This is a genomic window from Sphingopyxis sp. (assembly GCF_035944815.1).
Lineage (GTDB): Bacteria > Pseudomonadota > Alphaproteobacteria > Sphingomonadales > Sphingomonadaceae > Sphingopyxis.
This window is the reverse complement of the sequence record NZ_DASZAU010000003.1, coordinates 40,517-67,512: the sequence shown is the minus strand read 5'-3', so window position 1 is coordinate 67,512 and position 26,996 is coordinate 40,517. Positions and strand designations below refer to the sequence as shown.

Here is a 26,996-nt window from a genome sequence, read left to right as displayed (position 1 = left end):
CATGCGCCTATCCCGCTTCTTCATCGACCGGCCGATCTTCGCCGCCGTGCTCGCCGTCATCATCACCATCGTCGGCGCGGTCGCCTATATCGGCTTGCCCGTCTCGCAATATCCCGACATCGTCCCGCCGACGGTGACGGTAACCGCCACCTATCCGGGCGCATCGGCCGAAACCGTCGCCGACACGGTCGCGGCGCCGATCGAACAGGAAATCAACGGCGTCGACAATATGCTCTATATGAGCAGCCAGTCGACCGGCGACGGCGTCGTCACGATCACCGTCACCTTCAAGATCGGCACCGACCTCGATGCCGCGCAGGTGCTGGTGCAGAACCGCGTCGCGATCGCGACCCCGCGGCTGCCCGAAACGGTGCAGCGGCTCGGCGTCGTGACGCGCAAGACGTCGCCCGACTTCCTGATGGTCGTGAACCTCGTTTCGCCCGACAAGTCGCTCGATCGCGCCTATATCTCCAACTATGCGCTGACCCAGCTCCGCGACCGTTTGAGCCGCATCGACGGCGTCGGCGATGTGCGGCTGTTCGGTGCGCGCGACTATGCGATGCGCGTGTGGATCGACCCCGGCCGCGCCGCTGCGCTCGACCTCACCGCCGGCGAGATCGTCGCCGCGCTGCGGCGTGAGAATGTGCAGGTCGCCGCGGGTACGCTCGGCCAGCCGCCCTATGCCAATGGGAGCGATTTCCAGCTCAACGTCGAAACGCAGGGCCGCCTGACCGATCCCAAGGATTTCGCGAACATCGTCATCCGGTCGGATGCCGACGGGCGGCAGGTCCGCGTGTCGGACGTCGCGCGCGTCGAGCTCGGTGCATCGGATTACAACAGCAACACCTATCTCTCGGGCGATCCGACCGTCATCATGGCGGTGTTCCAGCGCCCCGGTTCGAACGCGCTCGCCGCCGCCGAAGCGGTCGAGGCCGAAATGGCATCCTCGTCAAAGAATTTCCCCAAGGGCCTCGAATATCGGGTCATCTATAACCCCACCGAATTCATCGCCCAGTCGATCGACGCGGTGATGGAAACGCTGATCGAGGCGGTGTTCCTCGTCGTCATCGTCATCCTTGTGTTCCTCCAGAAATGGCGCGCGGCGATCATTCCGGTGCTTGCGATCCCGGTATCGTTGATCGGGACCTTCGTGGTGCTCGCAGCGTTCGGCTACAGCCTCAACAACCTCTCGCTGTTCGGGCTGGTGCTCGCGATCGGTATCGTCGTCGACGACGCGATCGTCGTCGTCGAGAATGTCGAGCGCAATCTCGAGAAAGGCATGTCGGCGCTCGAAGCCGCGCGCACCTCGATGGACGAGGTGTCGGGCGCACTGGTCGCGATCGTGCTCGTGCTCTGCGCCGTGTTCGTCCCGACGCTGTTCCTGACGGGCCTGTCGGGCGCTTTCTACCAGCAGTTTGCGGTGACGATCTCGACCGCGACGATCATCTCGCTCGTCTTGTCGCTCACGCTGTCGCCCGCGCTCGCCGCCATCCTGCTCAAGCCGCATGCGCCCGCGCAGGCCGACGGTTGGCTGATGGCGCATATCCACCGCGCCGGCGAACGCTTCAATGCGGCGTTCGAGCGGCTCAGCAACGGTTATGCGTCGCTGACCGACCGGCTGGTGCGCGCGCCGAAAAAGATGATGGTCACCTATGCGGGGCTGATCGCCGCGACCGCGGGCCTGTTCTGGGCGACGCCGACCGGCTTCATTCCCGCGCAGGATCAGGGCTATTTCCTCGTCGTTGCCAAGCTGCCTGCGGGCGCCTCGGTCGAACGCACCGATGCAGTGCTGAAGAAAGTCGCGGCGCGGGTTCTGCCGGTCGAGGGCGTCCTCGGCTCGGTGATGCTCGCGGGCTTCGACGGTCCGTCGCAGACGCTCGCGCCGAACTCGGCCGCCGCCTATTTCCCGCTCAAGTCGTTCGAGGAGCGCAAGAAACTCGGCGTCAATTTCGAGGATATCATGAATCAGGCGCGTGCGCGCACCGCCGACATCACCGATGCGCAGATCGTCGTCATCCCGCCGCCGCTGATCCAGGGCATCGGTTCGGCGGGCGGTTACCGCATGATCGTGCAGGATCGTGGCGGGAACGGCTATGCCGCGCTCGCGAACGAGACGAACAACCTGATCGGCAAGGCGAATGAGACCCCTGGCCTCGCCAACGTCTTCACCTTCTTTGACCCGTCGAACCCGCGCATCTTTGCCGACATCGACCGGGCGAAGGCGAATGCGCTCGGCGTGCCGCCCGAGCGGGTATTCGAAGCCTTGCAGGTCTATCTCGGCTCGGCCTTCGTCAACGATTTCAACCTGCTCGGCCGCACCTATCGCGTGACCGCACAGGCCGATGCACCCTATCGCCAGACCGTCGCCGATATCGCGAATCTTCGCACGCGGTCCGATTCGGGCGCGATGGTGCCGATCGGGTCGGTCGCGAATTTTGAGGACCGCACGGGGCCGTACCGCGTCACGCGCTACAACCTCTTCCCCGCGGTCGAGATCGATGGCGATACCGCTCCGGGCTCGTCGTCGGGCGCGTCGCTGACGACGATGGAGAAGCTTGGCGCCGACAATCTGCCCGCAGGTTACGGCACCGAATGGACGGGCATCGCCTTCCAGCAAAAGGCGGCGGCGAACACCGCAGGTATCGTCTTCGCGCTCGCGGTGGTCTTCGTCTTCCTGGTGTTGGCCGCACAATATGAAAGCCTGATGCTGCCATTGGCGATCATCTTCATCGTGCCCATGTGTCTGCTCGCGGCAATGATCGGCGTGAATTTGCGCGGGATGGACAATAATGTCCTGACGCAGATCGGGCTCGTCGTGCTCATCGCGCTTGCCGCGAAGAACGCGATCCTGATCGTCGAATTCGCCAAGCAGGCCGAGGAAGAAGATGGCCTGTCGCCGATCGAAGCCGCGGTGCGTGCCGCACGCGACCGTCTGCGTCCGATCCTGATGACCAGCTTTGCCTTCATCCTCGGCGCGGTGCCGCTGCTGATCGCAAGCGGGGCAGGGGCGGAGCTGCGCCAAGCGCTCGGCACCGCCGTCTTCTTCGGCATGCTCGGCGTGACGGCGTTCGGCCTCATCTTCACCCCGACCTTCTACGTCGTCGCCCGCGCGCTCAGCATATGGTCGGCCGAGCGGCGCGCGCGGCGCGGCGGGTCGGACGACCACGGGACGGCGCTGCCGGTTCCGGCGGAATAAGGAGTAACATCATGATCCTCCGCAATATCCTCACCGCCGCATCGGCGCTCGCGCTCGCCGCCTGCGCCGTTGGTCCCGACTATAAGGCGCCGCAATCGGCGTCGGCGCCGGTGGCAACGGGGCCGTTCCTTTCGGCGAACAGCCCCGCGGTGTCGCTCGACCCGGTCGCCGGCGACTGGTGGCGCCTCTATAACGATCCTGTCCTCGACGGGCTCGTGAACGATGCTTTCGCCAATAATACCGACGTCCGCGTCGCGGTCGCCAATATCGCCCGCGCCCGGGCATCCTTGCGCGGCGCACGCGCCGACCGGTTGCCGCAGGCCCAGATCGGTGCCGGCGCCAACTATGGCCGCAGTCCCGAAGGCCAGCGCCTGCCCGGCGCCGATCGCGAGGATTGGGCGGTCGATGTCGGGGTCAATGTCTCCTACGAGGTCGACCTGTTCGGCCGCGTCAGCCGCTCGGTCGAGGCGGCGCGCGGTGATACCGAAGCCGCCGAAGCCAATGCCGATGCGGTGCGCGTGATCGTCGCCGCCGACACGACGCAGGCTTATGCGGACGCCGCGTCGGGCGCGGCGCGGCTCGACGTCGCACGGCGCATCGTCGGCCTGCTCGACCAGCAGGTCAAACTGACCCAGCGGCGCAAGGACGTCGGGATGGCGACGGGGCTCGACCTCGCGCGCATCACGACGCTGCGCGACCAGCGGTCGGCCGATATTCCTTTCATCGAAGCTGAACGGCAGGCGGCCTTGTTCCGCCTCGCGACTCTGACCGGTCGTGCCCCCGCCGCGTTGCCCGCCATCGCCGGCGACCGCAACATCAGCCTCGAAATCACCGATCCCATCCCGGTCGGTGATGGGGCGGCGCTATTGAAGCGCCGTCCCGATATTCGCGCCGCCGAGCGTCGCCTTGCCGCCGACACGGCGCGCATCGGCGTCGCGACGGCGGACCTTTACCCGCGCATCACGCTCGGCGGCTCGGCCGGTTCGACGGGCACGGGCTTCGGCGACATTTTCGGCGGCGGTCCGGTTCGCTGGTTGCTCGGGCCTTTGCTCAACTGGGCCTTCCCCAATCAGGAGCCCGCGCGCGCGCGGATCGCGGCGGCCGAGGCCGATACGCAGGCGTCGCTCGCCGAATTCGACGGGACGGTGCTGCGCGCGCTCGAGGAAACCGAGACGGCGCTGTCCTCCTACGCGCGTTCGCTCGAACAGCGTCAGGCGCTGCGCGCGGCGCGCGACCAGTCCGAGCGCGCCGCGCGGATCGTCCGCGCCAAGCGCGAGGAAGGCGCATCGGATTCGTTCGAATGGCTCGACGCCGAACGGACTTTTGCCGAAGCCGAGGCGACGCTCGCCGAGCAGGACGGGCAGATCTCGCGCCGGCAGATCGCGCTGTTCCGCGCACTCGCGGGCGGCTGGTCGACCTAGGCCGGAGCCCTTCCGGCCGCGACCAGCGGGACGACGCGCAGCATCGCGAGCGCGGCGAGCAGCAAGGTCGCGGCCGCGAACGCCATGGTGTAGATCGGCTCGCCGGGGAAAAAGGCCTGCATGATCGACCCCATGACCGTCGCGACGAGCAGCTGCGGGATCACGACGAAGACGTTGAACAGTCCCATATAGATGCCGAGCTTCGCCTGCGGCAGGCTCGAGGCGAGCATCGCATAGGGCATGGCGAGCACGGATGCCCAGAAGATGCCGATAAAGATTTCGCTCGCGATCAGATGGCCCGGATCGCGCAGGATGAAGAAGCTGCCGTAACCGATCGCGCCGCAGGCGAGCCCGACGATGTGCGTCCGCGCCTGTCCGATGCGTTTCGACAGCCAGGGGAGCAGGCTCAGCGCCGCGACCGCGGCGACGGCGTTGTAGATGGCGAAGAGCTCGCCGACCCAGTTCGCCGCCTGCTGGTAAGTCGCGCTCGCCGCATCGGTCGCGCCGAAATGATATTGGGCGACGATCGGCGTGGTGTTGATCCACATGATGAACAGCGCCGACCAGCTGAAGAATTGCACCAGCGCGAGGCGCTTCATCAGCGGCGGCATGCCCGCAAAGTCGCCGACGATGCTCGACAGCATATTCTGCGCATTGCCCGCGCGGGCAAGCGCGATCGCGAGCAGGCTGGCGAGGCCATAGCCGATGAGCAGCGCACCGAGCAGCGACACTTCGCGCAGCAAGGCAAATTCGATCTGGATCAGGATCGTCGCGATTCCGGCGGCGATCCAGACCAGGCCCCCGGCATAGCTGTGCGATGCGAGCGCGCGGATCGCCGGAGCTTCGCCTGCCCCGGCCTGCGCTTCGAAGGCGGCCATCGCCTCCGGATCATATTCCTTTGTCGTGACGACGGTCCACAGCACCGACAGGAACAGCGCGAGCCCGCCGAACCAGAAGGCATAGCGGACGGTGTCGGGGATATGCCCCGGCGGCGCGACATTGGCGACGCCCAGCGCCTCCATCAGCGTCGGAAAGAGCGAGCCGACGACCGCGCCCGCGCCGATGAAGGCGGTCTGTACCGCATAGCCGGCGCTGTGCTGGTCGCGGCGCAGCATGTCGCCGACGAAGGCGCGGAACGGCTCCATCGAGATGTTGAGCGAGGCATCGAGGATCCACAGCATCATCGCGGCAAACCAGATCGCCGGGCTTTCGGGCATGACGAACAGCGCGATCGCGGCCAGGATCGCGCCGGCGAGGAAATAGGGGCGGCGGCGGCCGAGGCGGCCGAGCCATGTCCGGTCGCTCATATGGCCGATGATCGGCTGGACCAGCAGCCCGGTGAGCGGCGCGGCAACCCACAGGCCGGGGAGCTTTTCGATGTCCTCGCCGAGCGACTGGAAGATGCGGCTCATATTCGCGTTCTGGAGCGCGAATCCGATCTGGATGCCGAAAAAGCCAAAGCTGATATTCCACAGGCCGGCGAAGCCCTGCCGCGGCTTGTCCATCACGCGTCTCCCCTTGGGGCCGCCGCTCGCGGCTCTCGTCGCCGGGGTGTTGCAGCCCCGGCACGCGAGGGCAAGCATTGGGCGGCTGGTTATACGAATGCGTGGAAGGTCGGGTTTCGAGCGGTAGTCGTCGTTTCATTCATCGTCACCCCGGACTTGATCCGGGGTCCACGCCTTCAGCGCCGCGATGGATCCCGGATCAAGTCCGGGATGACGAATATTGGGAGTGGTAGTTCTCCACCCCAAAACGGCCCTACCGTCTACACCGCCGTGCTCTGCCTCTTGACCAGCCGTGCGGGCAAGATGCGCTGTTCGACGGGGCGATCCTCTATCCGGCTGAGCAGCGCGTCGACGAGCAACGTCCCGGCGCCCTTCAGGTCCTGCATGACGGTCGTCAGCGTCGGCGAGGTCAGGCTGGCGGCGGGGATGTCGTCGAAGCCGATGATCGCGACATCGTGCGGAAGCTTGAGCCCCGCCTCGCTGAGCGCGCGCATTGCGCCGATCGCGATCAGGTCGCTCGCTGCGAAGATCGCATCGAAGGGCTGGCCGCTCGCGAGCAGCGCGGCTGCGGCGGCATAGCCCGAATCCTCCGACGACACCGCACCCCGCTGAAGGGCGGGGTCGGGTTCCAGCCCCGCGGCGCGCATCGCGCGGCAGAGGCCGGCGTACCGGTCCTGAAACTCGGGGGCATGATCCGATGCGTCGCCGAGGAAGGCGATTTTCGTCCGTCCGATCTCGACCAGATGCGCGCCCGCCTGCTCGCCCGCACCGACATTGTCCGACCCGACCGTGAGCCCGATCCCCTCTTCGGATACCGACCCCCAGCGCACGAACTTGGTCCCCATCTCGACCAGATGCTCGAGCTTCGAGAGGTAAAGCTGGTAGTCGCCATAGCCGAGCAGGATGATCCCGTCCGACCGGTGGCTGTCCTGATAGGCGACGTGCCAGTCGTTGTGCATTTGCTGGAAACTGATCAGCAGATCGTAACCGCGCCGCGCGCATTCGCGCGTGATCGAGCCCAGCATCGACAGGAAAAAGGGGTTGATCATCGATTCGTCGGGGGTCGGGTCCTCGAAAAAGAGCAGGGCGAGCGTGTGCGTACGCTGCGACCGCAGGCTCGAGGCATTTTTGTCGACGGTATAGTTGAGCTCGCGCGCGATGCGTTCGATGTTGGCGCGCGTCGCGGCGCTCACCGATTTGCTGCCGCGCAGCGCGCGCGACACGGTGGGCTGCGAGACGCCCGCCAGATAGGCGATGTCGAAACTTGTCGGCTTGGCCGAGGGCTGGCGCCCCATGTCTCTCTCCCTGACGCCGCGGCTTGTCGATCGCCGTCGCAGCCGTCGGAGACTAGCGATTGGTCCGGTCGCTGCCAAGAATATGCGTGGCGCGGCGTCCCGCGATTTTCGGTGCCAAAAGCGTTGCATTTCCGCGACAGTCTGCCGGGCTGCATATTATGCGTATACGTATACCCTATGGCGGCGCGGCGCGATTGGTTTCAATTGCGAGGCTCAAGATGGGAAAGCCCATGTTTCGGAGAGGAGCCTGACGGACGCACCGCGTCCCCCTTCCGATGCGTGGTCGAGACCGCCCGTCCGTGCCAGGGGAGCCACTATGACCATGCCGACCAATCTTCGCCCCAATTTTCGCCGGGGCGCCAGCGCCATCGCGCTCGGCCTTGCCTTGACCGTCTTCGTGCCCGCCGCGATGGCGCAGGACGTCGGCACCGCGCCGGTCGACGAGGCACCGGTCGACGGCGAGATCGTCGTCAGCGGCATTCGCGGCGCGATCAACAATTCGGTGCAGGCGAAAAAGGCGAACACGTCGATCGTCGAGGTCGTCTCGGCCGAAGATATCGGCAAGCTGCCCGACCTCTCGATCGCCGAATCGCTCTCGCGCCTGCCGGGCCTCGCGACGCAGCGCCTCGATGGCCGCGCCAATGTCGTGTCGATCCGCGGCCTCGCCCCCGATTTTACCACGACGCTGCTCAACGGCCGCGAACAGGTTTCGGCGAACAACAACCGCGGCGTCGAGCTCGACCAATATCCGTCCGAACTGCTGAACGGGGCGATCGTCTACAAGACCCCCGACGCATCGCTGATCGGGCAGGCGATCGGCGGTACGATCGATATGCGTACGGTGCGCCCGCTCGCCTATGGCAAGCGCGCGATCGCGGCCGGGGCGCGTTTCGAGATCAACGACCTCGGAAAGCTCAACCCCGATATTTCGAACAAGGGCTATCGCGCCAACATTTCCTACATCGACCAGAATGCCGACGGCACGCTCGGCTGGGCGATCGGTTATGCGCGCATGCAGTCGCCGACCGCCGAGGAACGCTTCAACGCGTGGGGCTATCCCGAGGCGACCGATGGCACCAACACCGGCTTCATCATCGGCGGTGCCAAACCCTATGTGAAATCGAACGAATTGAAGCGCGACGGCGTGATGGCGGTCGTCGAATGGCAGCCGAGCGACAAGTTCCACACGACGATCGACGGCTATTGGTCGAAGTTCAAGGACGAGCAGCGCCTGCGCGGCATCGAATTCCCGCTTTTCTGGGGCAATTCGACGCTCCAGCCCGGCTTCACGATCGAGGACGGGCTGGTGACGAAGGGCGTGTGGACGGGCACCGAGGCGGTGATGCGCAACGATGTCGTCCACCGCAACTCGACGATCATCGCCGGCGGCTGGAACACGCAGTTCAAGCCCAATGAGAGACTGACGCTCGAACTCGACCTTGGCTATTCGCGGGTCAAGAAGACCGAGGAAAATCTGGAAATCTATCTCGGCACGGGTCGCGGCGCGGGCGTCGGTGCTCGCGAAACCGCGCTGGGCTTCGAAATGCGTCGCAAGGGCGGGATCATGTTCGACCCGTCGCTCGATTATTCCGATCCCAATTTGTTCGTGATCACCGACCCGCAGGGCTGGAACAGCTGCGGCGGCGCGGTGCCCAATTGCCAGGACGGCTTCGTCAACACGCCGCGCATCAAGGACGAACTGAAATCGCTGCGCGTGCAGGCGACGCAGGAACTGGACGGCGTGCTCAGCAGCATCCGTGTCGGCGCCAATTATTCGGACCGCAAGAAAAGCCTCGACGACCGCGGTTTCGTGCTGACCAGCGAAAATTATCCGGCGAACACCGCGGTGCCGGCCGACTATCTCTACGACCCTGTTTCGCTCGACTTCATCGGCATCCCGGGCATGGTCGCGTTCGACAGCTGGCGTTACTATAACGACGGCAATTATACGCTGACCGACGGCGCGGGCTTCGATCCGGCGCGCGTTTTCAACGACTATACGATCCGCGAAAAGGTGCTCACCGGCTTCGTGCAGGCGAATTTCGACGCCGATGCGGGCAGCACGCCGATCCGCGGCAATGTCGGCGTCCAGATTGTCCACTCGGACCAGACGGGCTCGAGCTTCTATGCGCAGGTCGTCGGCGGCGTGACCCAGTCGACCCCCGTCACCGACGGTACCAAATATACCGACATCCTGCCCAGCCTGAACCTGTCGGTCGAATTTGCCGACAACACCTTCCTGCGCTTCGGTGCGGCCCGCGTGCTGGCGCGGGCGCGTATGGACCAGCTGAAGCCCGGCGGCGGCGTCAATTTCGACACGTCGAAGCGCAACAACACCGACGTCAATGCCTCGCCCTGGTCGCTCGACCTCGGCAACGCACGGCTGCGTCCGCTGATGGCCGACACGGTCGACGTTGGGCTCGAAAAATATTTCGGGCAGGGCGGCTATGTCTCGATCGGCGGCTTCTACAAATATCTCGAAAATTACATCTATCGGCAGGTCAACCCGTTCGACTTCACCGATTTCGAGGTCCCCGATGGCGGAACGGTTGGCACGCGCGCCGGCCTCAGCAAGCAGTGGCTGAACGGCAACGCCGGGCGCATCTATGGCGCCGAAGCCTCCTTCTCGTTGCCCTTCGCCAATTTCACCCAGTCGCTCGACGGCTTCGGCGTGCTCGGCAGCGCCTCCTATACCAAGAGCCGCGTGCGCGAAGGCGGTGAGGATCCGATCTCGATGCCCGGCCTGTCGAAATGGGTGATCAACGGAACCGCCTATTTCGAAAAGGACGGCTTCCAGGTGCGTGCGTCGGGCCGCTATCGCTCGAAGTTCCTTGCCGAAGTTTCGACGATCAGCCTCGCGCGCGACATGTTCATGGCAAAGAGCGAATTCGTCGTCGACGCGCAGGTCGGCTATAGCTTCCAGAGCGGCGCGCTCGAAGGGCTGGGCATTCTGCTGCAGGCGTCGAACCTGACCAACGAGCCGTTCGTGACCTATTACAACAATGATCCGCGCCAGATCCGCGATTATCAGAATTATGGTCGCAACTTCATGGCGGGTATCACTTACAAGTTCTGACGGGATGCGCGGGCCGGGCGATACGTCCGGCCCGCTTCCCGGAGGAGAGGGAAGGAACAGGGTGGGCGATAGCCGCATCACGAAGGTCGTCATCGTCGGCGGCGGAACCGCGGGCTGGATGGCCGCCGCGGCGCTGTCGCGGACGATGGACAATCTGTCGATCCGGCTGGTCGAAAGCGACGAGATCGGCACCGTCGGGGTCGGCGAGGCGACGATCCCGGCGATCCGCCTGTTCAACGCGCTGATCGGCATCGACGAGAATGAGTTCATCCGCGAAACGGGCGGGACGTTCAAGCTCGGCATCCAGTTTCACGACTGGGGCCGGATCGGCGACGTCTATATGCACGCCTTCGGCCAGATCGGCCGCAGCCTCGGCATGCTGCCGTTTCAGCAATATTGGCTCCGCGGCCGGCACGAGGGTGTCGCGGGTCGGCTCGGCGATTATTCGCTGAACGAAACCGCAGGGCTCGGGAACCGTTTCGCGCGACTGCCGCAGATCCCGAATACCAGCCTCGACGGCATCGCTTACGCCTTTCATTTCGACGCCGCGCTCTATGCGGCCTATCTGCGCAAGGTGTCCGAGGCGGCCGGGGTCGAACGCACCGAAGGCAAGATCGCCAGCGTCCGGCGGGGCGGCGAAAGCGGCCATGTCGAAGCCGTCGTGCTGGACAATGGCACCGAAGTCGAAGGCGAGCTTTTCATCGACTGTTCGGGCTTCCGCGCGCTGCTGATCGAGCAGGCGCTCGAAACGGGGTTCGAGGACTGGACGCAGTGGCTCCCCTGCGACCGCGCGATCGCGGTGCCGAGCGAAAATGCCGGCCCCGCGCGGCCCTATACGCAGGCGATTGCGCACAAGGCCGGCTGGCAGTGGCGCATCCCGCTCCAGCACCGGACCGGCAACGGCCATGTCTTTTGCAGCGACTTCATCAGCGAGGATGAAGCGACCGCGACCCTGCTCGCCCATGTCGAAGGCCGCCCGCTCGCCGACCCGCGCACGCTTCGCTTCCGCACCGGCATGCGCAAACGGGCGTGGAACACCAATGTCGTCGCGCTCGGCCTCGCTTCGGGTTTTCTCGAGCCGCTTGAATCGACGAGCATCCACCTGATCCAGAACGGCATCGCCAAGCTGCTCGCGCATTTTCCCGACCGCGATTTCGACGCCGCCAATATCGATGCCTATAACCGGCGCGTCCGCTTCGACTACGAGCGCGTCCGCGACTTCGTCATCCTCCACTATCATGCCAACCAGCGCACCGACGCGCCTTTCTGGATCCGCTGCCGCGAGATGGGCATCCCCGATACGCTGGCGCAGAAGATCGCGCTGTTCAAAAGCCAGGGCCAGATCGTCCGCGAGGGCGACGAATTGTTCATCGAAATCGGCTGGTTTCAGGTGCTGACGGGGCAGAATATCATGCCCGATGGCTATCACCCGATGGCCGACCAGCTCACCGGCGACGAACTAGCGGGCTTTTTCGCCGATATCGAAACGATCGTCGCGCGCACGGCGTCGCATCTTCCGACCCACGAAGATTTCATCGCGCAGCATTGCGCGGCAGGAGTGCCCGCATGAGTTTGCTCGCATCGATTATCGCGATGAGCATGTCGGGTGCCGCGCCGGCTGCGGATTTCCGCCAGCGCCCGCCCGAGGACGAGATCATCTATTTCGTGCTTCCCGACCGTTTCGAAAATGGCGATGCCAGGAACGACAAGGGCGGGCTGAAGGGCGACCGGCTCCAGACCGGCTATGACCCGACCGCCAAGGGCTTCTTCCACGGCGGCGACCTTGCGGGGCTCACCAAGCGCCTCGATTATATCGAGGGTCTGGGCGCGACCGCGATCTGGTTCGCGCCGATCTTCAAGAACAAGCCGGTGCAGGGGCCGAAGGGCGAAGAGAGCGCGGGATATCACGGCTATTGGGTCACCGACTTCACGCAGGTCGACCCGCATTTCGGCACCAATGCCGAGTTCAAGGCCTTCGTCGACGCGGCGCATGCGCGCGGGATGAAGGTCTATATGGACATCATCGCCAACCACACCGCCGATGTGATCGCCTATAAGGAAGATGCCGCCGGCGCCTTCCGCTATCGCAGCCTTGCCGACTATCCTTATTCGCGGCGCGGCGGGGTGAAGGGGGCGCCGATCAATCCGGGTTTCGTGGGCGATCATGTCGCCGATGCCGGCAACTGGCAGAAGCTCACCGACCCCGGCTTCGCCTATACGCCGGTCGTGCCGAGGGGCGAGGAGCGGGTGAAGGTGCCGGCCTGGCTCAACGACCCGATCTATTATCACAATCGCGGCAACAGCGATTGGGTCGGCGAGTCCGCGCTGTATGGGGACTTCTCCGGGCTTGACGATCTCGCGACCGAGCATCCGCGCGTCGTGCAGGGCTTCATCGACATCTATGGCCGCTGGATCGACGAATTCGGCATCGACGGCTTTCGCATCGATACCGCGAAGCATGTGAACCCCGAATTCTGGCAGGCCTTCGTTCCGGCGATGCAGGCGCGCGCGAAGGCGCGGGGCATTCCGAATTTCCACATCTTCGGCGAAGTCTATGTCGATGCCGTCGATCCGGGCGCGCTCGCCTGGTACACGCACGCGGCGGGCCTCCCCGCGGTGCTCGACTTCGGCTTTGCGCGCGCCGCGATCGATGCGGTGAGCGGGACCAAGGGCACCGGCGAGTTCGCGCGGCTGTTCGACGGCGACGCGCTCTACAAGGGCGGGGCAGGGGCGGCGCAGGAACTGCCGACCTTCCTCGGCAATCACGACATGGGCCGTTTCGCGATGTTCGTGAAGGCGGCGAACCCCAAGGCGAGCGAGGCCGAACTGCTCCAGCGCGTGATGCTCGGCCATGCCATGTTGCTGACGCTGCGCGGGGTGCCGACGATCTATTATGGCGATGAACAGGGGTTTGTGTCGGACGACAAGGACCAGCTGGCGCGCGAAAATATGTTCGCGTCGAAGGTTGCGGCCTATAACGACAACGACCTGATCGGCAGCGACGCGACGACCGCGACCGCCAATTTCGACACCGCGCATCCGCTCTATCGCCATATCGCGGTGCTGTCCGAAATCCGGCGCAAGACCCCCGCGCTGATGCGTGGCGCCACCAAGGTCCGCGCTTTCTCCGAAAAGCCCGGCCTGCTCGCGGTCTCGCGCTTCGACCCCGACACCGGCCGCGAAATATTGCTCGCCTTCAACACGTCGGCGGCGCCGCTGTCGGCCAACATTGCCATCGATATGAAAAGCGCGGGCTTTACCGCGCTCCACGGCGACTGCCCCGCGGCTCCCACCGCGCCAGGCAGCCTCCATCTTTCTCTCCCCGCCTTCGGCACGATCATCTGCCAGGCCAGCGAATAAGCGAAAGCACGCGTGACGACGAACAGCCCCCTCGTTCAGGACCAGACCCGCCTCGCCGCGACGGAAACGCCGTGGTGGAAGGGCGCGACAATCTATCAAATCTATCCGCGCAGCTTCGCCGATTCGAACGGTGACGGGATCGGCGACCTTGCCGGCATCACCGCGCGGCTCGACTATGTCGCCGCGCTCGGCGTCGATGCGATCTGGTTATCGCCTTTCTACCCCTCGCCGATGGATGATTTCGGGTACGATATCGCCGACTATTGCGGCGTCGATCCGATTTTCGGCTCGCTCGCCGATTTCGATGCGCTGGTCGCCCGCGCGCATGCGCTGGGGCTGAAAGTCACGACCGACCTCGTTTTCGCGCACACGTCGGACAAGCACGGCTGGTTCGCCGAAAGCCGCGCGAGCAGGGACAATGCGCGGGCCGACTGGTATGTCTGGGCCGATGCGAAGCCCGACGGTTCGCCGCCGACCAACTGGCAGTCGGTGTTCGGCGGCCCCGCGTGGACGTGGGATGCGCGGCGCGGCCAATATTATATGCATAATTTCCTGGGGTCGCAGCCGCAGCTCAACGTCCACAATCCGGATGTGCAGGACGCGCTGCTCGGCGTCGTGCGCTTCTGGCTCGACCGCGGCGTCGACGGCTTTCGCATCGATGCGATCAATTTTTCGATGCACGATCCGGAGCTTCGCGATAATCCGCCGGCACCGCCGTCGAACAAGGTCCGCACCCGGCCGTTCGATTTCCAGCAGAAAATCCATAACCAGTCGCACCCCGATATCGCGCTGTTCCTCGAACGCATCCGCGCGCTGACCGATGAATATCCGGGCAGCTTCACCGTCGCCGAAGTCGGCGGCGACGATGCGGTGCGCGAGATGAAGTTGTTCACTGCGGGGACAAGCCGGCTCAACAGCGCCTATGGTTTCGACTTCCTCTATGCCGACAGGCTGACGCCGCAGCTGGTACGCGAGGCCGCCGAACAATGGCCCGACACGCCGGGAATGGGCTGGCCGAGCTGGGCGTTCGAGAACCACGACGCGCCGCGCGCAGTGTCGCGCTGGACGCCCGACGGCGTCGATCCGGCGGCCTATGCGCGGATGAAGATGGCGCTGCTCTGCGCGCTGCGCGGCAATATCATCCTCTATAACGGCGAGGAACTGGGGCTCGACCAGGTCGACATCCCGTTCGAGCTGGTGAAGGATCCCGAAGCGCTCAAGAACTGGCCGCTGACGCTATCGCGCGACGGCGCACGCACGCCGCTGCCATGGGCGGCGACCGAAACCAACGCGGGCTTTTCCGCCGCCGATCCCTGGTTGCCGCTGGGCCCGGCGCACCGCGACCTCGCCGTCGACCGGCAGCAGGAGGATGCGAATTCGCTGCTCAACCTGACACGCCGGCTTGTCGCGCTGCGCGCCGCAAGCCCGGCGCTGCGTATCGGGCGTGATGCGAACTGGATCGCCGACGGCGACTTGCTCGGCTTCGACCGGATCGCGGAAGGACAGCATATTCGCTGCCTGTTCAATCTCGGCGACGCGGCGATCGACATCGCGGAGCTCGCTGCGGCCGGCGACGTATTCATCGCGCTTAATGGCGCCGGCGTGACCAAGCTGCCGCCGTGTGGCGCCCTCTGGCTCATTCTCGAAGGAACAAATTGATGCGCAGTCTGCTCGCTCCCCTTTCGCTGTTGGCGGTTGCAGCGCCCGCTGCCGCCATGGCGCAGGACGCCCGGCCGTCGCAGACCGCTTCGTCGCCCGACGGCAGTCTTGTGCTGACGGTCTCGACCGACACCGACCAGCGACCGGTCTGGTCGCTGTCGCGCAAGGGCAAGCTGCTCATCGCGCCGTCGAAGCTCGGCTTCCTGCTGACCGACGGCGTCGGGTTGCAGCGTGGCTTCGCGATCGAGGGCGCCGAAAAGGCGAGCGGCGACAGCCAATGGGAGCTGCCGTGGGGCGAGCGCCGCTTCGTGCGCGACCGCCACAATGAACTGCTTGTCCGTTTTCGCCAGCATGAAAGCTGGGGCGGGCACGCGATCAACGTCCGTTTTCGCCTGTTCGACGACGGCATCGGCTTTCGCTACGAATTGCCCGAACAGGCGGGGCTGAAGACCGCAAAAATCGCCGACGAGATCACCGAGTTCGACATCGCGCCGGCCGGCACAGCCTGGTGGATCGCCGGCGGCGAGTGGAACCGTTACGAGCAGATGTATCAAAAGACGCCGATCGACGCGGTCGCCACGGCGCACACGCCGATCACGATGCGGCTCGACGACGGGACGCACCTCGCGTTTCACGAGGCGGCGCTGGTCGACTATTCGGGCATGTGGCTGAAGCGTGTCGAGGGTCGCAAATTCCGTGCAACCCTGTCGCCTTCGTCGCGCGGGGCGCGGGTAATCCGCGACCTGCCGTTCAACACGCCCTGGCGTACGATCCGCATCACCGACAATGCGGCGGGGCTGGTCGAAAGCGACCTCGAACTCAACCTCAACGAACCCAATAAGCTGGGCGATGTCAGCTGGGTCAAGCCGATGAAATATATCGGTATCTGGTGGGGCATGATCCGCGGCCCGTGGAGCTGGGCCGAGGGGCCCGATCATGGCGCGACGACCGCGCGCACCAAGCAATATATCGATTTTGCGGCGAAGCACGGCTTTGGCGGCGTGCTCGTCGAAGGATGGAACAAGGGCTGGAACAGCAACTGGTTCGGCCATGGCCATGACTACAGCTTTACCGAAGCCTATCCCGATTTCGACCTGAAGGCCGTCACCGATCATGCGCGCAAGAAGGGCGTGACGCTGATCGGTCATCACGAGACCGGCGGCAATATTGCGGTGTACGAGGCGCAGCTCGACGATGCGATGAAGCTTTACGGCCAGCTCGGCGTCAAGGCGGTGAAGACCGGCTATGTCGCCGATGCCGGCGGAATCATCGCGCCGGGCGACACACCGGGGGAAACGCGGATGGAATGGCACGACGGCCAGCGCCAGGTACAGCACCATCTGAAGGTCGTGCAGACTGCGGCGAAGTACAAGGTCGCGGTCAATCCGCACGAGCCGGTCAAGGATACGGGCCTGCGCCGCACTTATCCCAACTGGGTTGCGCGCGAGGGCGCGCGCGGCATGGAATATAACGCCTGGAGCGACTTCGGTAGCGGTCCCGATCACGAACCGACGCTCGTCTACACGCGGATGCTGTCGGGTCCGATGGATTATACGCCGGGGGTGCTCAGCCTCGAAGGATCGAACAAGGCGCCGTTCGCGTCGACGCTCGCCAAGCAGCTCGGTCTCTACCTCGCGATCTATTCGCCGATCCAGATGGCGGCCGATTTCATCGAAAGCCTCGAAGCGCATCCGCGCGAGCTGGAGTTCATCAAACAGGTTCCCGCCGACTGGGCCGAAAGCAAGCTGATCGCTGGCGAGGTCGGCGACTATGCGATCTTTGCGCGCAAGGACCGCAGCAGCGCCGACTGGTATGTCGGCGGGGTCAATGACGCGACCGAACGCACGCTGGCGCTGAACTTCGATTTCCTCGATGCGGGCAAGACCTATACGGCGACCGTCTGGAAGGACGGCGAGGGTGCGACCTATCTGACCGACGCACGGCACCGGATCGCTTATGAAACGATCAAGGTGAAGAAGGGCGATACGTACAAGCTGTGGCTTGCCCCGGGCGGCGGCGCGGCGATCCGCCTGCATCCGGGCAAGTGAGCCCGCGCTAGACGATATGGCTGACCGTGCCGCCGGGCGACCAGAGCCCGGCGGCGAGCCGGTGCAGCGCGCGCGACAGCGTGCGGCGGTCGATCGTGCCGCCGAACGAGACGCGGAGCGCTTTGGGCGCGTCCGCCGATACGGCGAAGCGGTCCGACCCGACCGCCGACAGTCCCTCGAGTGCGAGCGTGGCGGCGAGCATGTCGGGATTGCCGTCTTCGGCGAGCGACAGCCACAGGTGATAACCCTGCGGATGACCTGCGTGGCGACCGTCGCCCAGCACCGTGTGCGCCAGATTCTGGCGCCATGCGGCTTCCTTGCGCACCGCGCCGACCAGCCGGTCGAAGCTGCCGTCGGCGAGCCATAGCGAGACCATCGCGACATTGATCGGCGGTGCCATCACCGCGCTTTCATGCTGGCACGCCGCGAGTTGCATCGCTTCGGCGACGCCGGGCGCGCGCACGAAGCCGACGCGAAGCGCGGGCGAAATGATCTTCGCCATGCTGGCGACATACCAGCCGATTTCGGGCGCGAAGCTGGTGATGGCGGGAAGCGGCGCGTCGGGCAGGAGGCCATAAGCATCGTCCTCGATGATCTGGACGCCGGCTTCGCGCGCCCATGCCGCGATCTCCCGCCTTTCCCCGGTCGCGATCGTCGCGGTCGTGGGATTGTCGTTCGTCGGCACGACATAAAGCGCGCGCAAGGGCGCCGCGAGGTGCGCTGCCTCGAGCGTGTCGGCGCCGATCCGTGCCAGCGGAACGAGCGTGACGCCGATCCGCCGCGCGAGCGTGAGAAAGCCGGGATAGGCGAATTGGCCGCACGCGACGCGGTCGCCGGGTTGCAGGATCGTCGCGGCGATCGCGTGCAACGCGTTTTGCCCGCCTGCCGTAACAACCACCTGCTCGGCGTCCGACGACAGGCCCACGCGCGCCATCAGGCCGGCGCCCGTTTCGCGATCCGCCGCAGGGCCTCCGGGGCGCTGGTAGTGAAATCGCGCCATGTCGCCGGCATGCGTCAATGTCGCGAGCGCATCTGTCATCGCTGCCGGCAGCTCGCCGTCGGCGGCGACGGGGGGACTGTTCATCGCGATGTCGCTTTGCGCTGCGGTGGCCACCTCACCCGATCGTGCGTCTTCGCTGATGAAACTGCCCGCGCGTCCGCGCGCGACGATCAGGCCGCGCTGGCGGGCAAGGTCATAGGCCTTGGTGACGGTGGTCAGGTCGATGCCGAGCCGAGCGGCGAGATCGCGCTGCGGGGGCAGCCGGTCGCCGTGGCGCAGTTCGCCGCTCGCGACCGCGGCAGCGATCGCGGCGGTCACCGCCTTATATTTGGGGCCGGCGGCGGCTGCGATGTCGGGCGCCCAGCTATCCGCCATGGCGTTCGTCGGCCTCGCCCCTTTCGCGCGCGTTCAGCCTGGCCCACAGATGCTCGGTCCCCGATTCCTGCGCCTTGTTCACATATTGCGACGCGACGAGCCAGCCCTTGATCGCGCGCAAGGGAAGGATGCAGCCGATCACCATGACCGGGATCGAGAAGACGAGGTGGACCCACAGCGGCGGGTCGTAGGCGATCTGGAGCCACACGATCACGAAGGTCAGCGGAAAGGCCACGATGCATTGCGAGAAAAAGGCGGGGCCGTCGTCGGGCGCGGCGAAGCTGTAGTCGAGCCCGCAATGGTCGCAGCGGTCGGCGAGCTTCAGCCAGGACCGGAACATATGGCCTTTGCCGCATTCGGGGCATTTCCCATGCCAGCCTGCCCAGAGGATCCAGCGCAGCTTTTCGCTGCCGATATCACCGATCGCCATTTTCGACTCCAATGCGGCACTCGTCGTACCATGCAAATGGTATATGGATTGGAGAGTGGGTAATTTGAAGAGTTTAGATAATTATCTGAATTAACATAGATAATTTTCATATCTGGAAAGATTGTATTTTATATTATGTGACAAATACCATGCATAATTCGTTCTTTGATGAAACGAATGGCCACAAGCCCGCTTTCCGCGGGGGCAGTGTCAGCGCTGCGTTCCTAGGCATTCCATTGTCCGGCAGCGCGCCAACGGCGCGTACGCGTCATCGTTTACGCGGCTTTTACCAGTCCCGGTGCATAAGATTTACCGATGTTTATGGCTGGGGAAGAATGATGGACAGCATGCGCGGCCTGCTTTCGGGCAGCCATGACCAGGATGACGGGGCGATCGACGCCCCCGCGATGGTCGGCGTCGACGAACGGCGGATGCAGGTGCGCGCCTATAATTATTGGGCGTCCTTGCTGGCCGACCGCGCTTATCCGTCGGTCGAGGACCTCGATCTCGACAGCGCCGATTTCGGTTCGCATTCGGTGCTGCTCGACTTCACTGCGGGCGTCGAAAATCCGGGCATCGCGTTTCTCGGCGACCGGCTCCGCGAAGAATCGCAGATCGACGAAGATGTCCATTATATCAGCCAGATTCCCGGCCGGTCTTTGCTGTCGCGGCTGACCGACCATTATCTCCAGATCATCGCCAACCGCGCGCCGATCGGTTTCGAGGCCGAATTCGTCAACGATCGCGGCGTGACGATCATGTACCGCGGCATTCTGCTGCCCTTCTCGTCCGACGACGACACGATCGATTTCATCATGGGCGTGATCAACTGGAAGGAAGCGGTCGACGCCGATCAGGCGGAAGAATTGCAATTGTCGGTCGAACAGGCGCTGCGCAGCGCTGCGCCGCTGACCGCGCCGGTGCCCGTCTGGGCCGACGGCCCCGATTCGGAGCATCTCGACGACGATGCCGTTCCGGGTTTCGCCGCGCTGGGTGACAGCGTCGAGATTGAAACCGACGCAATCGCCGAAGACATGGCATCGCCCGAACCCGGCGAGGATGCCGAACTGGCCGACTGGTTGGCGGTCGCGCGCGAAACCGCCGAGCGGGCGATCGCGGCCGACAGCCGCAGCCGCGGTGCGCTCTATCAGGCGGTCGGCAAGGCGTGGGATTTCGCGCTGGCGGCGGAAGAGCAGCCCGAAGCCTTTGCTGCGCTGCTCGACGACGCCGGGCTGGCGGCGCAGGCCCGCGCCCCGATGACGCCGGTCGTGAAACTGGTTTTCGGCGCGACTTATGACAAGACGCGCCTTGCCGAATATGCCTGCGTGCTGGGTCACGCGAAGCAGGAAGGGGTTGGGCGCGGCGAACTTGCGGCCTATCTCGATAGCTATCCGGGCGGGCTCAAGGGCGTGGTCAAGGATGCCCGCGCGCGCCGCAAGCCCGCCGATGTTGCCGCGCGTCCGGACGCAAAGATGGACGCGCTACGCCGGGCACAGCCGGCAGTGATCCTCGAACATGACGCCGGCGAGGCCGAATTCGTCATGCTGATCGCGCGTGCGATGCCCGGCGGGCATATCGGGATCGTCGCCAAGGCGGCCGACGATCCGGGGCTCGTCGCGAAGCTGGCCAAAAAGGCGGTGCCGATCACGCCCGGCGGCTGACATCGCTCGATGAGAGCGTTCACGCAACAGACAATCCGAAAATTGAAATATTTTTACGCGGCCGCGCGAACGAGGCCTTGAGCCGCGCGCGTCACAGGCGCATAGGGGGCGGCAGCGAACGGACCCCCGCCGATCGTCGGCTGGGATCCCCCTCTTTGGTTCGGGATGCTGCATTTTATGTCTCAGAATATGTCCGACACGCCGGAAACGGACACGCCGACCCCCTCAACCGTCAAAATTCCTCCGAAAGTCGCCGCCGCCTATCTGGCGGCGCTCGCCGGCAGTGCGCTGCCCGGCGAGGGCGACGATATGGACAAGGGCGCGCTGACCGATGCGAGCCAGTTCGCCGCGCGCGCCGCGCTCGATCGCGCCGACGACACGCCGTCGCTGCTGCTCGAACCGATCGCCACCGACGGCACCGATCGCCGCATGCGGCTTGTCATCATCAATGACGACATGCCCTTCCTGGTCGATTCGACGTCGCAGATCGTCGCGGCGCAGGGGCTCGCGGTCCACTGCATCCTCCACCCCGTCGTCGCCGTAAAGCGCGATGCCAAGGGGCATTTGCAGGAAGCGGGCGAGGGGCCGGCACGCGAGTCGGTCATCTATATGGAGCTCGAGCGCGGCGACGCGCGCGCGCGCCGGCGCCTGCTCGACGGGCTCGAATCGGCGCTGCGCGATGTGCGCGCCGCAGTGCGCGACTGGCGCGCGATGCGCGCGGCGATGCTCGCCGATGCCGCGATGCGCGTCGAGGGCGAAGCCGCCGAGCTGCTGCGCTGGTTCGAGGGCGGGGCGATGACCCAGCTCGGCCACGAATGGCGCACGCGCGACGGCGCGGTGCAGGAGCCGCTCGGGATAAGCGAAAGCGCCGATGGCCAATTGCTGTCGCCTGCCGCGCTCGAAGCTGCCTTTGCCTGGTTCGATCGGGGCGGCACGGCGCCGCTGCTGATCAAGTCGAACCGCCTGTCGGCGGTGCACCGCCGCGTGCTGCTCGACCTCGTCATCGTGCCCGAGCTCAAGGGCAAGAAGGTCGAGCGCCTGTCGATCCACGCCGGCCTCTGGACCAGTGCCGCGCTGTCGGCGCCGCCGGCGAAGGTGCCGGTGCTGCGCGCGCAACTCGACGCGCTGATGGCAAAATTCGGCTTCGATCCGACGGGGCACGCCGGCAAGGCGCTCGCGCACGCGTTGACTGCGCTGCCGCACGACCTGCTGATCGCGTTCGACGCGGCATCGCTCGAAGAGCTGGTGCTGACCTCGATGTCGATCACCGACCGGCCGCGGCCGAAGGTGGTAACGGTGCGCAGCGCACTCGGCCGCCATCTGTTCGCCTTCGTCTGGCTGCCGCGCGACGAAGTGTCGACCGGGCGCCGCATCGCGGTCGAAGCGCTGCTCGTGCGCGAGGCCAAGGCGGGCGTCATCAACTGGACGATGGTGCTCGAAGACGGCGGCGCGGCCTTGCTGCGCTATACGCTCGACCTGCGCAGCGGCGGGGTCGTACCCGATGCCGAAGCGCTCAACGCGCAGCTCGAACAGATGGTGCGCGGCTGGCAGCCCGAAGTCGAGGCGGCGCTGGCGAAGCGCGGCGATCCGGGGCGCGCGGCGGCGCTCGCGGCGCGTTTTGCGCCGACCTTCCCGCCGAACTATCGCAATCTCTACAATCCCGAGGAAGCCGCGCGCGACATTTTGCGCCTGCGCGACCTCGACGCTGCCAACCCGCGCAGCGTCCGTCTCGCGCGCAAGAGCCTCGACGGCGACGACCGGCTCCGGCTCAAGGTTTACAGCGCGGTCGGTCCGCTCGCGCTGTCCGACGTCGTTCCCGCGCTCGAACATTTCGGTTTCGAGGTGCTCGAGGAAATCCCGACGACGCTGGGTACGGCGCGTGCGCCCGGCAGCGAGGACGGCGACGAAGCGCCGCTCGTGATTCACGATTTCTCGCTGCGCCTGCCGGCCAATGTCGACGAGCTGGCGCTGCTTCCCTATGCCGAGACGATCGAAGGCGCGATCGCGGCGGTGCTCGACGGGCGCGCCGAAAATGACGCGTTCAACGAACTGGTGCTCACCAACCAGACCGATCCGCGCGCGATCGTGTGGCTGCGCGCCTGGTTCCGCTATCTGCGGCAGGGCGGTTCGGCCTATGGCATGGACACGGTGGTCAGCGCGCTGCGCCATGCGCCCAAGCTGACGGCGGCGCTGATCGAGCGCTTCCGCGCACTCCACGATCCCAAGGCGCGCGACGCCGCGCGGGCGGAGACGCTCGCGGCGGACATTCTTGCCGACTTCGCCGACATCAAGTCGATCGACGAAGACCGCATCCTGCGCCTCTTCCACGCGGTGATCAGCGCGACATTGCGCACCAACGCCTTTGCGCCCGCCGCCGAGGAAGCGCTGGCGTTCAAGATCGATTCGAGCCTTGTCCCCGGCCTCCCCAAGCCGCTGCCGTGGCGCGAGGTGTGGGTCTATTCGCCGCGCGTCGAGGGCATCCACCTGCGCGCCGGACCGGTTGCGCGCGGGGGCCTGCGCTGGTCCGACCGCCGCGACGACTTCCGCACCGAAATCCTCGGGCTGATGAAGGCGCAGCGCGTCAAGAACGCCGTGATCGTGCCGACCGGCGCGAAGGGCGGCTTCTATCCCAAGGCGCTGCCCGACGTGTCGCTCGACCGCGATGCGTGGTTCGCCGAGGGCACCGAATGCTATCGGATTTTCATCCGCTCGTTGCTGTCGATCACCGATAATCTGGTCGCGGGCAAGGTCGTGCATCCGAAGGGCGTGGTGATCCACGACGGCGACGATCCCTATTTCGTCGTCGCCGCCGACAAGGGCACCGCCACCTTCTCCGACGTCGCCAACGCGCTCGCGATGGAGCGCGACTTCTGGCTCGGCGACGCGTTCGCGAGCGGCGGGTCGAAGGGCTATGACCACAAGGCGATGGGCATCACCGCCAAGGGCGCGTGGCTCTCGGTGCAGCGCCACTTCGCCGAAATGGGCGTCGACGTGCAGACCGACACGATCCGCGTCGCCGGCTGCGGCGACATGTCGGGCGACGTCTTCGGCAACGGCATGCTGCTGTCGAAGGCGATCCAGCTGACCGCCGCGTTCGATCATCGCCACATCTTCCTCGACCCGAACCCCGATCCGGCGAAGAGCTGGAAGGAACGCGAGCGGATGTTCAACCTGCCGCGGTCGAGCTGGGCGGACTATAACGAGAAGCTGATCTCCAAAGGCGGCGGCATCTTCCCGCGCAGCCAGAAGAGCATTCCGCTCTCCCCCGAAGTGCAGGCGCTGCTCGGCCTGTCGGTGTCCGAAATCGACCCCGGCTCGCTGATCTCTGCGATCCTGAAGGCGCCGGTCGACCTGCTCTGGTTCGGCGGCATCGGTACCTATGTGAAGGCTGCGAGCCAGAATAATGCCGAGGTCGGCGATCCTGCCAACGATGCGCTGCGCGTCGACGCGGAGGATCTGCGCGTCAAGGCGGTGGGCGAGGGTGCGAACCTTGGCACGACGCAGGCCGCGCGTATTGCCTTCTCGGCGAAGGGCGGGCGGATCAACACCGACTTCATCGACAATAGCGCGGGCGTCGACTGCTCGGATAATGAGGTCAACATCAAGATCGCATTGAACCGCGAGATGGCCGAAGGGCGCCTCAGTCAGGAAGACCGCGACGCGCTGCTCGTGCGCATGACCGACAATGTGTCGGAGCTGGTGCTCGAGGACAACCGGCTGCAGGCGCTCGCGCTGTCGATCGCCGAAAAGGGCGGATCGGCCGCGGTACCGTCGCTGGTGCGGATCATGGAGACGTTCGAGGCTTCGGGCCGGCTCGACCGCAAGGTCGAGGGGCTCGCCGCGAACGACGAGCTGCTCCGCCGCGCCGCCGAAGGGCGCGGGTTGACGCGCCCGGAACTTGCGGTGCTGCTGTCGACTGCGAAGCTCGCGTTGCAGGATGCGATCGAGCATAGCGACCTGCCGAACGATCCGGCGCTCGCGAGCGATCTTGCCGCGGCCTTCCCCGACGAGATGCAGCGCGACTTCGGTCAGGCGATCGCCGATCACCAGCTTCGCCGCGAGATCATCGCGACGAAGATTGCGAACCGCATCATCAACCGCATGGGCATCGTCCATCCGTTTGAACTGGTCGAAGAGGAAGGCTGCGCGCTCGGCGACATTGCTGCGGCGTTCGTCGCGGTCGAGCGCCTGCTCGACATGCCCGCGATCTGGGATGCGCTCGACGACGCGAAGATCGACGAGAGCATCCGCCTGTCGCTGTTCAGCCAGGCCGCGTCGGCAATGACTTCGCAAATGGCCGACCTGCTGCGCGTGACGCAGTCGCTGTCGCAGCCGGGCCCGGTCGTTGCGCGCCTCGAACCCGGCGTCGACCGCCTCAACGCAAGCGTCGACGGGCTGCTCAGCCCGTCGGTCAAGCGCCAGTGGGATATGCTGACGCAGCAATTGCTCGACGCGGGCGCGCCCGAGGCGCTGACTTCGTCGGTCGTCCGCCTGTTCAAGACCGACGGTGCGATCGGTATCGTCGACCTCGCCGAACGGCGCGGCGATGACGAAGTCGCGGTGACGAGCGCCTTCACCCATCTGGGCGAGGCGCTGGGGCTCGACTGGGCGCAGACGCTGGCGGCGCATATGAGCCCCGCCGATCCGTGGGAACGCCTGCTGGTCAACAGCCTTGCACGCGATTTCCAGCAGATGCGCCTGACCTTCCTCGCCGGACTGCCGAAGGGCGATCTTGACGCGGCGGTGACCAAATGGCTTGCCGATCATGCGCCGCGCGTCGAACAGTTCCGCGCGACGGTCGACCGCGCGCGGATGATCCCGAACCCGAATGGCGCGATGCTGTCGCATATCGCGGGTCAGGCACGCGGGCTGCTGGGGAGGTAATGCCTTTCCAGCCCCGCGTCGCAATTCTCGTCCCGGCGCCCGACTATTACGAGAAATGGCAGCCCGCCTTTGCCCGCAAGGCGGCGGCGCTGACCGGCGCCGGGCTCATCGTGGAGCAGCGCGTATGGACCGATCCCGGTGATTTGTCGGGCTATGATCTGGTGCTGCCGCTCTTCGCGTGGGGGTATCAGCGCGACGTCGCGGGCTGGTATGCTTTGCTCGACCGGCTTGAAGGCGAACGGCTGCCCGTGGTTAATCCGGTGCCGGTGCTGCGCTGGAACAGCGACAAGGCCTATCTGGCCGAACTCGGCGTCAAGGGCGTCGCGGTCGTGCCGACGGTCGAGGTCGCCGCGCTCGACGACGCAAGCCTGACCGAAGCGATGTCGGAACTTGCGACCGACGAGGTGGTGATCAAGCCCGCGATCTCGGGCGGTGCCGACGGGACGCATCGCATTGCGCCGGGTGCACCGATCCCCGCTGACGCTCTTGGTCAACGGCGGCTGGTCCAGCCAATGATGCCGGGCATTCTGACCGAAGGCGAATATTCGCTCTTCTTCTTTGGCGGCAAGTTCAGCCATGCGATCGTCAAGCGGCCAGCGTCGGGCGATTTTCGTGTGCAGGAACAATTTGGTGGGCGCGAGACGGTTTGGGAGGCGAGCGGCGCGGCGCAGCACCTTGCCGCCGCCGCGCTCGCCGCCGCGCCCGCACTGCCGGTTTACGCGCGTGTCGACATGGTCGGCGATGCGGCGGGCACGCTGCACATCATGGAACTCGAACTGATCGAGCCGTCGCTGTTCCTGCATCATGCACCCGACAAGGGCGCGGCGTTCGGGCATGCAGTGGCCGGAGTTGCGTTCCGCTAATCCAGATGTTCGATTTGCAGGGCGGTCGCCCGCCAAATGAGGGCGATGAAGGCGAGAAAAACCAGCCATCCAGCAATGTTCATCAGCAGATTATCGGTCGATCCGGTAGCTATCTGCGATCCAATATCCACAGCCATTCCGATCGCTGCGCCGCCTGCTAAGGCGGGCGCGAGTATTTTCGTACTTCTCAGCGTCAGTTCTTTCCAAGCCATGACCACAGTTA

At 65.5% G+C, this 26,996-nt stretch carries 15 protein-coding genes; 10 read left to right on the top strand and 5 right to left on the bottom strand.

The window, feature by feature from the left end:
- Position 1 precedes the first annotated feature (1 nt).
- Positions 2 to 3,196: a multidrug efflux RND transporter permease subunit gene (locus tag VGU00_RS04350; RefSeq protein WP_327465880.1), complete on the top strand. Its 3,195-nt coding sequence runs from the start codon at positions 2 to 4 to the stop codon at positions 3,194 to 3,196.
- A gap of 11 nt (positions 3,197 to 3,207) precedes the next feature.
- On the top strand, positions 3,208 to 4,617 hold the full coding sequence (locus VGU00_RS04345) for an efflux transporter outer membrane subunit (RefSeq protein ID WP_327465878.1): 1,410 nt from the start codon (positions 3,208 to 3,210) through the stop codon (positions 4,615 to 4,617).
- Here VGU00_RS04345 and VGU00_RS04340 read toward each other — a convergent pair.
- Together VGU00_RS04340 and VGU00_RS04335 are read right to left on the bottom strand one after the other, a co-directional pair.
- Positions 4,614 to 6,122: an MFS transporter gene (locus VGU00_RS04340; protein WP_327465876.1), complete on the bottom strand. Its 1,509-nt coding sequence runs from the start codon at positions 6,120 to 6,122 to the stop codon at positions 4,614 to 4,616. The two genes, VGU00_RS04345 and VGU00_RS04340, sit on opposite strands and share 4 nt — an antisense overlap.
- A 260-nt stretch (positions 6,123 to 6,382) precedes the next feature.
- On the bottom strand, positions 6,383 to 7,417 hold the full coding sequence (locus tag VGU00_RS04335; RefSeq protein WP_327465875.1) for a LacI family DNA-binding transcriptional regulator: 1,035 nt from the start codon (positions 7,415 to 7,417) through the stop codon (positions 6,383 to 6,385).
- Positions 7,418 to 7,733: 316 nt separating this feature from the next.
- On the opposite strand from VGU00_RS04335, the gene VGU00_RS04330 reads away from it, so the two are divergent.
- The 5 genes from VGU00_RS04330 (at position 7,734) to VGU00_RS04310 (ending at position 17,560) form a co-directional block, all read left to right on the top strand.
- Positions 7,734 to 10,493 (top strand): TonB-dependent receptor, encoded by a 2,760-nt coding sequence (locus tag VGU00_RS04330; RefSeq protein ID WP_327465873.1) that lies wholly within the window; start codon positions 7,734 to 7,736, stop codon positions 10,491 to 10,493.
- A gap of 61 nt (positions 10,494 to 10,554) precedes the next feature.
- Complete coding sequence (locus tag VGU00_RS04325) at positions 10,555 to 12,063, top strand: tryptophan halogenase family protein (RefSeq protein WP_327465871.1); 1,509 nt, start codon at positions 10,555 to 10,557, stop codon at positions 12,061 to 12,063.
- Positions 12,060 to 13,853, top strand: coding sequence for an alpha-amylase family glycosyl hydrolase (locus VGU00_RS04320; RefSeq protein WP_327465869.1), 1,794 nt, complete (start codon positions 12,060 to 12,062; stop codon positions 13,851 to 13,853). Before VGU00_RS04325 ends, VGU00_RS04320 begins: the two co-directional genes overlap by 4 nt.
- A gap of 12 nt (positions 13,854 to 13,865) precedes the next feature.
- Positions 13,866 to 15,512 carry an alpha-amylase family glycosyl hydrolase gene (locus VGU00_RS04315; RefSeq protein WP_327465867.1) on the top strand — a complete coding sequence of 549 codons (1,647 nt, stop codon included), beginning with the start codon at positions 13,866 to 13,868 and terminating at the stop codon, positions 15,510 to 15,512.
- Positions 15,512 to 17,560: a glycoside hydrolase family 97 protein gene (locus tag VGU00_RS04310; RefSeq protein ID WP_327465865.1), complete on the top strand. Its 2,049-nt coding sequence runs from the start codon at positions 15,512 to 15,514 to the stop codon at positions 17,558 to 17,560. The genes VGU00_RS04315 and VGU00_RS04310 overlap by 1 nt, the downstream gene beginning before the upstream one ends.
- A 7-nt stretch (positions 17,561 to 17,567) precedes the next feature.
- Here the strand turns inward: VGU00_RS04310 and VGU00_RS04305 are convergent, their stop codons facing one another.
- Together VGU00_RS04305 and VGU00_RS04300 are read right to left on the bottom strand one after the other, a co-directional pair.
- Positions 17,568 to 18,935 carry a PLP-dependent aminotransferase family protein gene (locus VGU00_RS04305; RefSeq protein ID WP_327465863.1) on the bottom strand — a complete coding sequence of 456 codons (1,368 nt, stop codon included), beginning with the start codon at positions 18,933 to 18,935 and terminating at the stop codon, positions 17,568 to 17,570.
- The gene (locus tag VGU00_RS04300) at positions 18,925 to 19,365 is read right to left on the bottom strand and encodes a DUF983 domain-containing protein (protein WP_327465861.1); all 441 of its coding nucleotides are present in this window, start codon (positions 19,363 to 19,365) and stop codon (positions 18,925 to 18,927) included. The genes VGU00_RS04305 and VGU00_RS04300 overlap by 11 nt, the downstream gene beginning before the upstream one ends.
- Before the next feature lie 338 nt (positions 19,366 to 19,703).
- Here VGU00_RS04300 and VGU00_RS04295 point away from each other — a divergent pair, with 338 nt between their 5' ends.
- From VGU00_RS04295 to VGU00_RS04285, 3 genes are all read left to right on the top strand, one after another.
- Entirely contained in the window at positions 19,704 to 21,026 is a 1,323-nt protein-coding gene (locus VGU00_RS04295) for a hypothetical protein (protein ID WP_414713505.1), read from the top strand.
- 189 nt (positions 21,027 to 21,215) lie between these two features.
- Complete coding sequence (locus VGU00_RS04290; RefSeq protein ID WP_327465857.1) at positions 21,216 to 25,910, top strand: NAD-glutamate dehydrogenase; 4,695 nt, start codon at positions 21,216 to 21,218, stop codon at positions 25,908 to 25,910.
- Positions 25,910 to 26,773: a hypothetical protein gene (locus VGU00_RS04285; RefSeq protein WP_327465855.1), complete on the top strand. Its 864-nt coding sequence runs from the start codon at positions 25,910 to 25,912 to the stop codon at positions 26,771 to 26,773. Before VGU00_RS04290 ends, VGU00_RS04285 begins: the two co-directional genes overlap by 1 nt.
- Here the strand turns inward: VGU00_RS04285 and VGU00_RS04280 are convergent.
- The gene (locus VGU00_RS04280; protein ID WP_327465853.1) at positions 26,770 to 26,985 is read right to left on the bottom strand and encodes a hypothetical protein; all 216 of its coding nucleotides are present in this window, start codon (positions 26,983 to 26,985) and stop codon (positions 26,770 to 26,772) included. The two genes, VGU00_RS04285 and VGU00_RS04280, sit on opposite strands and share 4 nt — an antisense overlap.
- Between the last annotated feature and the right edge of the window lie 11 nt (positions 26,986 to 26,996).